At 35.2% G+C, this 9841-nt stretch carries 5 protein-coding genes and 1 tRNA gene; 4 read left to right on the top strand and 2 right to left on the bottom strand.

Annotation, left to right across the window (positions count from 1 at the left end; translation table 11 throughout):
* The 4 genes from NZM04_05300 to NZM04_05285 form a co-directional block, all read left to right on the top strand.
* Positions 1–316 (top strand): hypothetical protein (locus NZM04_05300; GenBank protein MCS7063448.1); only part of this gene is annotated, 316 nt, incomplete at its 5' end.
* Positions 317–387: 71 nt separating this feature from the next.
* On the top strand, positions 388–711 hold the full coding sequence (locus tag NZM04_05295; protein ID MCS7063447.1) for a hypothetical protein: 324 nt from the start codon (positions 388–390) through the stop codon (positions 709–711).
* 723 nt (positions 712–1434) lie between these two features.
* Positions 1435–3249 carry a HEAT repeat domain-containing protein gene (locus tag NZM04_05290; GenBank protein ID MCS7063446.1) on the top strand — a complete coding sequence of 605 codons (1815 nt, stop codon included), beginning with the start codon at positions 1435–1437 and terminating at the stop codon, positions 3247–3249.
* A 571-nt stretch (positions 3250–3820) separates the two neighbouring features.
* Positions 3821–5377 (top strand): hypothetical protein, encoded by a 1557-nt coding sequence (locus NZM04_05285; GenBank protein ID MCS7063445.1) that lies wholly within the window; start codon positions 3821–3823, stop codon positions 5375–5377.
* A gap of 683 nt (positions 5378–6060) precedes the next feature.
* Here the strand turns inward: NZM04_05285 and NZM04_05280 are convergent.
* Positions 6061–6133 (bottom strand) — tRNA-Arg (locus tag NZM04_05280).
* 865 nt (positions 6134–6998) lie between these two features.
* A partial coding sequence (locus NZM04_05275) for an exonuclease domain-containing protein (protein ID MCS7063444.1) occupies positions 6999–9841 on the bottom strand: 2843 nt, incomplete at its 5' end.

Raw genomic sequence — 9841 nt, 5'->3', positions numbered from 1 at the left:
TGGGATGGGGGCAGCCAAGGCACGTTCACCGGCGCACTTGACCCAGTTGGCCACGGATTGCGCACTTGACACGCAGATTGCGCCCGATGCGTCGGAAGCTGTGGCCATCCAGATACATCTCGACGGCTTGGCGCGGGATTCTAGGCGGGTAGCCGATTGGGTTGGGCCGAGGGGTGAAATGACGATTGCAGGCCTTGCACAGGTAGCGCTGGCTGCCGCTGTGATTCTTGCCTCGTTTGACCACCGATTCGCTTATGTCTCTTTGGACACTTCATGTATCCAATTTTATTTACTTCCGTCCAACCCAATCGGCTAACCACCTAGAATCCCACGCTAAGTAAGACGTATCAGGATGTCCACTGCTCCCACGCGTCAAGCACAATCGGTATGTCGTGGGCGCAAACGATAGCCATCAGGATCAAGTGTGCCGGTGAGCGTGCTTCGCCCCATCACCCGTCCAACGACTGCAAACCAGTGACTAAACTTTTATCGTTCTCGATGCGTTTGTCATATTTGTCGGGTGTAGAAAACAGTCTATCTCGTGACACAAATCGAGTGCCAGATGCGCTGCATGATGAGCTGGTAGATGCTCTATCCGGCGATGAAGCTGTGTTACAAGCGGTGGTAGATCAAGTGCCACGAGCATTTCAGTATTACACCGACTGCTTAAGTGGGTATGTCGCTTTGGACTACCGCGGCGACTGTCTCTAGTTGTGCCGTGCGAGTCGCAGACCTATTCGGTTGAAGCCAGTCTCGCCGACTTTCTGTTGATCTGGCTCGCTTAAGCCGACGGTCGCAGTGCTTTTCGCGAGTATGGAGGAATGCAGCAATCGGTTGAGTCTTCTGTGCAATGCTGAAATCGGCGGTATCCTTTCAAGCAAGCGCCTCTGGGCTATCAGAACTATCCGCGGGGATACGCAAGTATTTGGATTTATGGATTCCTTGTTAAATATAGTGTCTGTTTTGCTAGTTGCTTGATATACCGTGACATTACCCATTTTGATTAAGCATGTGTCTTTTGAGTCTAGGCTCATATGAATTGTTTATTAAACGTGTTGAGAAGTTGTTCAACCGCTAGGAGTAGTGTGATAACAGGAAGAGGATAGAGTCAACCCTAGTATGCTCATCGGTAACTTAATTGGTTGAAATATAGATTAATAACTTGAAATATAGATTACACTCGTGTTGTCGAAAGCATGTTTGTCTGGATATGTCTTGATATATTATTTATAGCCCTTGGTAATGAGCCGAATGAATTTTGGCGGCTCAGTTAAATAATAATCACAGGACTCGTATAGATAGCTTTGGCTTTTGCTGTGATTCTTGTCTTGTTTGACTATCATATCCATTATATTTAACGCTAGATTTATTTATATAATCAATCTATTTAGCTATCAGGCTGAATTTGCTTACTAATCGCACTAAAATATATTCGTGATTGCTAGACTTTCTCTTCCGCAAATTGAAAGCATTTTTTTACACGAGCGTGCTTTTGAAGATAGGACCGATTATCTTATTCAATTTTTAAGTAGGGAGGATGAATATAGAAGAAAAATCCTAGCTATTTACTTTTGGAAATATATGGATGAATACGAAAAGGAATATTTCATAGCAAAACTCGTCACTATTTTTAAAGATGAGGGAGTAAATATACTACGTATCTTAGATAAGTCAATAGGGCCAAAAGAATGTAAACCAAAGATATTGTCCTATATTATTGGCGACAGCAATAATTTAATCGATGAGGTTTTAAATAATAGTAGTGTTGCAGAATTGATAATGCATCATGAGAAAAAATATTCATTAATAACCGCATGTGGGTTGAAAGATAAGATTGCTGAGGCATTGAAATATAAAAAGAGATTGAATGCTAACGATATAGAAATGATAGCCATGTTAAGCGGAAACGATCAGGAGGTAATGAAATCAACAAACGATATTATAAATAAAGAGAAGGATATAAATATTATATCAAAAAACACCATAACACTGGAGCAACAACGAAATCCAACCGATGTAGACTTCATCTCAAGAATTTATAATAATGGCGATTTGAATATAATAAAATCAGTTATATCAGCATTGGGATTAATAGGTCATGCTTGCGCAATAGATATATTATACGATATATTTCAAAAAGAAAGTTTTAATCATAAAATTGAAGTAATAAAAGCGCTTTCTATAATTGATTATTATAAATCAGAAAGATTTCTTTCGAGAATAGCGTTCAGTAAATATATTAATAATAAAATAAGATTAGAAGCTCTTAAAGCCTTATGCTTGAAATATTCAAGAAAATTAGGGGTAGAATCATCTTTTCCTGAAGATTTTGAAAGTATGAAAGTCGCTTTTTTTATGCTAAAAGCGTTGCATAACAATAAAAGAGACTCTTTCTATCACATCGCAAAAGATGTTCTTAATTCTAAAAATGACCAGCTGCTTTATTTCGCCCTAGATGTTTTAATTTTTTTGAAAGATGAGTTATTCTTTGAATATATAAATGTTTTGCTTAAAGATAAGAACAAATTTCTTTACAAGACTCTTCTTAGATATATACAAGCGTTAGATATTAATACAAAAAAGAAACTTAAAATAAGGCTTTTGTGTAATATATTATACGAAAATGATGCACACCTTCAGATTATGGCTTTAGATGTTTTGTCAAACTTTAAATGTAATGATATATGGGGGATCTTAAAAAGGAAATTTAATAAAGCGACCTCATTAGCGGTAAAAATATCCGCGTTAAATTACATGTTTTTGATTGATAAACAAAAAGCCATGTGCTTTTTCGAAGAAATAATGAGGGATGTTAATCAAAACGACCTCAGATATTTCTTTATTTCCACTGCGGTTTATTATAATGGATCAACTATGTTGGATATGATAAATAACGAGATGAAAAAGATTAAAGAAATCCATGTTCTATTAAAATACACTAGACTTCTTTTTTATATAGCAAAACCAGCTTCTATTGCCGTCTTGTTCGATAATATTGATAAATTAAAAAATAAGATTTACATATTTTTCGGAAAACACATAGAGGAAATTCCTATGAATATTTTGATGGAAGCTTTTATCGATTTTGTAAACAGAACAAATAACAAAGACAAAATACTATTGACATTACAAACACTAAAAGACCTGAGAAAGAATTTCGTGGATGTTTTGTTTAATAATTTAAATCGTGTCAAAAAATCTAGCCTTTTGATATCAATTATGTCCCAGTATGACTATTCCTTTTATTAATAAAACATGCGTCACGCTATAATATTATAATTTAATTTATAATAAATATTGATCAATACAATATATTCCGAGGTATAAATATATATTGAATGCGTTATACTAAATTTATTGTCACTGGCTAGTTCAATTGATTGATGTGCCTATTCGAATAATCTAATCTCATTGAATCATGGCAATGTTATATAAAGAGGTTTATTTATTTAGATCGGCTTTGAAATGCAAAGACAAATTTGGAGTTGCTCAGGCAATGATATGATTACATAAATAAATCAACATCAGCGATTTTATATCCTTGCATTTCGTGTTAATGATAGATTTTGTTCGTTTGAAGAAGTATGTCAATCATAGCATCTGTCAAAGCTCATACTAACATCATACGTTGTAATATATATATCAATAAACGATTTATTCTTAGTTAATATATTAAAAACCATCGGAATGGATGCAACGTTTGTTTGTATATAATTTCATGCACATTTTCTAGAACGCGCGAAGATATCCGCACTGTCAGATTAATGCAAAGGTCAGAAATATGGCTAAAATATATTCTAGATGAGGCTTATACATGAATATGAAAATACACCCTCTGTCTTCAGTATTAGATTTATCTGATCGCCTTGATCGTATATCTTATGGAATCTATAGCTCTATTAATAATCAGGACAACGTTTTCTCAGCTCATGCAAAGTTAGAGAAAGAAGTTTGGCTTAAAAATTTCGCTGAATTTAAATCCAAAGCATCTCAACTTTCCATCGGTGATGATATTATCAACACAATAATTGACAAAGGGATTGATAATTTACCGATCTATACTATAATGTCTGCAATAGATATTTTAACTATAATTGATAATGAAAAATCGCTCGACCTTATTAAGGTAATATTAAATAAAGCGACGGATGTCATTATTAAAATTCATGCCATCGCATGTATGAGCCTATTGACTCATGCCAACAACAGTCACGAGGTAGTAGATTTAATTGTTAATATATTCAACAGCGAATATGTGGAAGATATAAAGTATGAATGCATACGATCGTTGTGTAGAATAAAAAGAGATGATTCACGCGATTTTCTGGATTTTTTATCTAATAACAAGGACGTTAAATATTTTACTGCTTATGCAGTGGAGTTTCTTGATTATTTACCTAAAGATAAGGATATTTTGAGCAATATCATCCTAAACAACAATGATAACGATACGATAAAAGCATGCATTAATAAGCTCAAGGAAACAGCAAGGGATCTTTATATTGATACAGCTTTTGATTTATACGAAAAATTAGATAAAAAATCAGTTAAAATACTACTCGTTCGTTCTTTGGCTTATTGTAATGACAGCAGAGTTGAAAATGGATTTCTGAATATATTGGGAAAGTCAAAAATTCCTAAAGTAGATGCAGTATGCTTGGCTTATCTCTTAAGAAATAATTCGGAGTTTTTAAGCAAAGCAGTTGATTATATCAACAAAAACCCTGCTATCTGGTTCTATTTAAGAGATATGCGCGCTTTTAAAGAAATTAATGACGAAAGAATAGTTAAAATTTTAATAGAATGCTTTTTAAATATAAAGAGTAAAACGCTCAGGTCTGCAGCAGTTTATGCAATTTCAGATTCAAAGCACAGCTCAATTCATGAGTTCTTGTTAAACCATATTCAGGAAGAAACATCACCGTTAGTTATCAAAACATGTATATCTCAAATAATTAAAACAGCAGATGATATCACGATAAATAAACTAAAAGCCATGATTGAAGAAAGGAAATTAAGAGAAGATCATATAAAAATAATACTTTCATGCGTGAGCAGAAGAATTAATTACAGAAAAGCTGATTTGATTGCTCGTATCTTTTTGTCTGCTAAGAATAATGGGGAATTATATAAATCATTGAGATTAATAAAGAGGTATATCTTTATTTATTCAGATGAGGCCTTAACTAATATATTATTGGAGTGTAAAATAATCAAACATGCTCAAAAATTGTTAAACTGGATTCCTGAAGATAGAAAACGTCGGATTATAAAAAACGCCTTTAATTTTTACAAAAAATCTAAAGATGAGGATAAAAAAGATAGGTTAGAGAAATTAATAGGGTTTGGGAAGATAAAACAAGAGGTTTATATTTGACATACATAATTGAAACGCGATAATATAAAAATAGCGCGTTTAAACAAATAATATATTTATGTATAAGCTTATACTATAACAGCAAGATTCTCCATGATATCCAACTCTAGCAGCAAATTTTCTTGTCATTATTTTATCCATCAATTCGTTTAAATGATTTAAGGTGTACAGTATCATATAAGGTTTAGCAATATATGCAGATACCATATATCTCGATGCATATGGATAACGACCTGATCAACAAATATCTTGATATTTAATGAAATAGAACCAGCGTTTAGTTTATGATTACAAGTATCCTGCTTTTGTGGCTAAGATAATTAAACATGATAATATTGATAAAAGGATTGGCATGGTCTAGCTTTTTAAAGGCGATTTTGAAGACAATACATCTGGACTGTTAATGAATTGTGATAAATTTAATAAGAGATAGGGCGTAATACATAAGATATTGAGGCTAAAATTTTATAAAATTTCGCAATATCTTTATCATAGCATAACATTGGATATATCTTTAGATAAAAACACCAAACACATACTAAACTATACAAAAACTGATCGGCCTATAAACCCAGATATTTTCAAAGCATATGTTTGTGAAATAATTTAAAATAATGAAGAAGCAACAGCCCAGTGGTTGAAAAAGATAATGATTAAGTACTCTTTCCAGAATGAAATGTATGTCCCCGCAGTAGGACTCGAACCTACAACCTACCGATTAGAAGTCGGCCGCTCTTTCCATTGAGCTATACGGGGTGGGAATTTGTTAATTAATATAGAGGCAGTATACTACGAAAAATAGTGAGTGACAAGGTAGATGATATATGTGCATCATATATCTTCTTAAACCACGCACATAAATGAGCTAATATGTCTTTGTTTTATATCAATCATGCTGAGTATATACAATGCTCTATATATCACATAAAAGAAACAGGCTGCCACTTAACTATTTTAAAAACTGAGAAAAACAAGTCAATTATTGCCATAAGCAGGCGATAATATTCAATACTTCATCGGGTGGGGGGTTTTTTTAAATGTATATATGTTCAACTTAACAGGTAGAAGTATAATCTACACGGTAGTAATTTAAGGCAAAAGAGCAAAGAATGTCATCTACACAAATGCGGAAATGTTTAAGAGGCTAATTAATTAATATATTTATCGCTAACTATAAAACCGCTTTGTTGTGCTATAAGATATCTGAAGAGTCATCATGCAGATCGTTTGTCTGGCACACTATATGATGAAATTGGGTTTCTTTCACCTTATACTGATATAAATCGGTCCCGATATCGCATGGAGATATTCGTCTGTTAGAGCGGTTAGATAAGTGATACTTAAGATGTGATCTCAGACGTATTTAAAAACGTGGGTAAGTGATTGCGCATCCAACACGAAAGCTGCACACGATATTTAAAAGCTGTAAAGATGTGGGTAAATCGTAAGCTTGATATATGGTTCTAGACAGGATAGATAATTGGCATGAATGACGTATGTAATAAACAATACAGTCCATTCGCAGACAATACACGTTATTCTTGCCTCAATCCCTCTGATTAGCTTGTATGCCTTGAGTTATATATATTTCTATTAATTTTGAAATATTTATTCTAATTTATCACAAGCCAATTGGTATAATTTCTTTGCCATTTATTTCACTATTAATCCTAGCTGCAGATTTTAGTGACAACCAATCTCTTACTATTCGTCCCATCTGAGCGATCGTACCGCGCATAACCGTGGTTTCAGGAAGAGCGTTAAGAAATGCTCGGCCATAATTCTTCGTCAATATTCTTCTATCAAAGATTACGACGACGCCGTAATCATTTTTAGATCGAATAAGTCTACCGAACCCTTGTTTAAATCGCAAAACTGCCTCAGGAACGGAATAATCATTAAATGGGTTAGATAACCTCTCACTACGCGCGACGAAAACCGGATTGGTCGGCACTTCAAATGGTAATCTACAAATCGCCAATGCAGTTAGTTTTTCACCTTGTATATCCACACCTTCCCAAAAGCTCTTTGTTCCTAACATTACGGCACGTTCTGCAGATCTGAAGTTTTCAATCATCTTTCGTCGCGATGTGCCATCACCTTGTTCTAAGACTGTAATATTTGAATTTTGTAGAATAGGAGCAATAGATTGCGCAGTGGTATGTAATGCAGAATAACTGGTAAAAAGAGCCAGACCTCTTCCATGAGAAGCAGAGAAGAGTTCTACCAAACCACGTTCCAATGCTTGCTGATATCCATGATGATTAGGCTCAGGAATATCATTTACTATATAGAGCAAGGTCGAGGATTTATAATCAAAAGGCGATCCTAGTGCAATGGTTTCAGCATTGTTTATATCAAGCTTCTTTTGAATATAGTTAAAACTTTGCTTGCCTTGATCATTAGCAGTGCTAGTGCGTAAAGTAGCAGAGGTAAGAATAACAGCGCGCTTTTTTTGCCATAGCTCACGCTGAAGTATCGGGCCGATATGCAAAGGAGCTGCATTTAATGTCACTCTGGACACTTTTGTTATTTTATGAGGCTTTTCTAAATCTATCCACCACACATATTGATCATTATCATCAGAAAGTAACTTATGCAAATACTCACTCGTTTCTGTGATAAAACGTATATTGCCATTTAGATGATTAAGTATAATCTGTACATTATTTATAGATTTATCATATTCAGATACGATATTTGCGATGCCATTTAATTGGCGAACAAGCGCATCTAGATCTCTCTTAAATGTATCACAAGAAAGTTTAATGCGCGTCCATCCGTTGCATTTGCGCAGCTCCTGCGTTATGCGCACTCTCCTAACGTATTCAAAAGAATCTTCTTGCGATTCATTCTGCGCAAAAGATTTCATTTCATCAAAAAAAACTGACGAGCTCTCCAAAGCTGTACTTACTGCTTCAGCAGCTTGCTGGCATTGTTGCAAAATATCATCAGGTTGTTTTTTGCCTGAGTATTCATCGCCATAAGTAATAACAGGGTTAAATCCAATATTTTGCACGCTTTTAATGATGCGGGATAACTCTCCGAATGTTCTTTTGATTTCGTTAAAGTCTAAAGCAATTGTCAATGACTCTGTAGCTGCTGCCTCTAGATGATGTGCTTCATCTATAATTAGGTATTCATATTCCGGTAATACATTATTTTCAACTAAGAGATCTGCCAACAAAAGTGCATGATTAACGATAATGACGTTTGCACTTTCCGCTAACTTCCTGGCTTGATAGAAAAAACATCCACTTTCGCTGCATGTTTTCATGTTACACATATTATTTTTCGCCGAAACACGTTGGAAGAAAGCGCGTTCTCCCGGTGTGGACATAATGAGTTCGTCTCCATCACCGGTAATCGTGTATGTCAACCATATTAGAATTCTTGCCATGAGGCGCGCTTCATCTACATCTTGAGGTCCATTCTTACATACCTCATCAAAGCGATTTTTACAAAGATATCTCCCCTTTCCTTTCATTACGGCGGCGCGCCCTCCACCAAGAATATCTATAACGGTTGGTACGTCTTTAAAAGCAAGTTGTTCTTGTAAGTTGATTGTGTTTGTGCTTATTACCACTCGGTCACCATTCTTCTGTGACCATATCATCGCAGGAATGAGATAAGCTAATGACTTACCGACTCCAGTTCCAGCTTCTATTAATCCTACACCCTTATCATTGAATATCTTCGACACTTTCTGTAGCATTTGAATCTGTTGCTGGCGCTTTTCATATCCTGGAAATCGCGTCGCAAATGGTCCGTCTTCGGCAAGAATTTTGGATATTTGATCAAGATCAATCTTCTGTGTCTGAGGTTTAGGCTCAAGAGGACCTTCCATTAGGGCGCGGCGACGTTGTTCTATAAGAACATCATCTTTTTGTATATATGAATTTAACACGCCATTGTAAATGCTACCCTGATTAAATAAGATGATGTTTTTTGTCTGGTATTCTTGTACTTCGCGCCAAAATTCGGCCAATGGCCAGTTACATTTATTCGCGTATTCAATTATTTCATTTAAAATCCCAGGCGGTAATCTAGTTGCATACTCAAAAAGTTTTAAATAGACCTTCATCGCCGTGCGCGCATCAGACAAGGCACGATGTGATTCTGATAAATCAATACCAATTTTCTTAGCAAGAGTATCTAAAGCATAACTCCCCTCGCTTGGCATAAGTATAGTAGCTAGTTCAAATGTATCAATACGTGGGTTGGTCAAGAAATCTGGTGATTTTTCTATGGCCTTAAAAAAGCTCAAATCAAAATTTATGTTATGACCTACGATGCTCGATTTACCAATCAATTTTTGTAAGCGATGAATCGCCTCTTGTAATGTAATCCCTTCGCGCTGTACATCTTCTTCATGTATACCGGTAAGTTCACTCACATTGTGGGGGATGGGACGATCGGGTTTAATCAGACTACGCCATTCTTCAATGATGTTATCACCTTGAA

The sequence above is a fragment of the Candidatus Methylacidiphilales bacterium genome (assembly GCA_025056655.1).
In the GTDB taxonomy this organism is placed as follows: domain Bacteria; phylum Verrucomicrobiota; class Verrucomicrobiia; order Methylacidiphilales; family JANWVL01; genus JANWVL01.
The sequence above is the reverse complement of the archived record's forward strand: the minus strand, read 5'-3'. Positions and strand labels throughout refer to the sequence as shown.

Excerpts from the sequence above, each read along its gene's own strand:
- NZM04_05295 (MCS7063447.1), top strand. The coding sequence starts at position 388 with ATGTCGTGGGCGCAAACGATAGCCATCAGGATCAAGTGTGCCGGTGAG.
- NZM04_05285 (MCS7063445.1), top strand. The coding sequence starts at position 3,821 with ATGAAAATACACCCTCTGTCTTCAGTATTAGATTTATCTGATCGCCTT.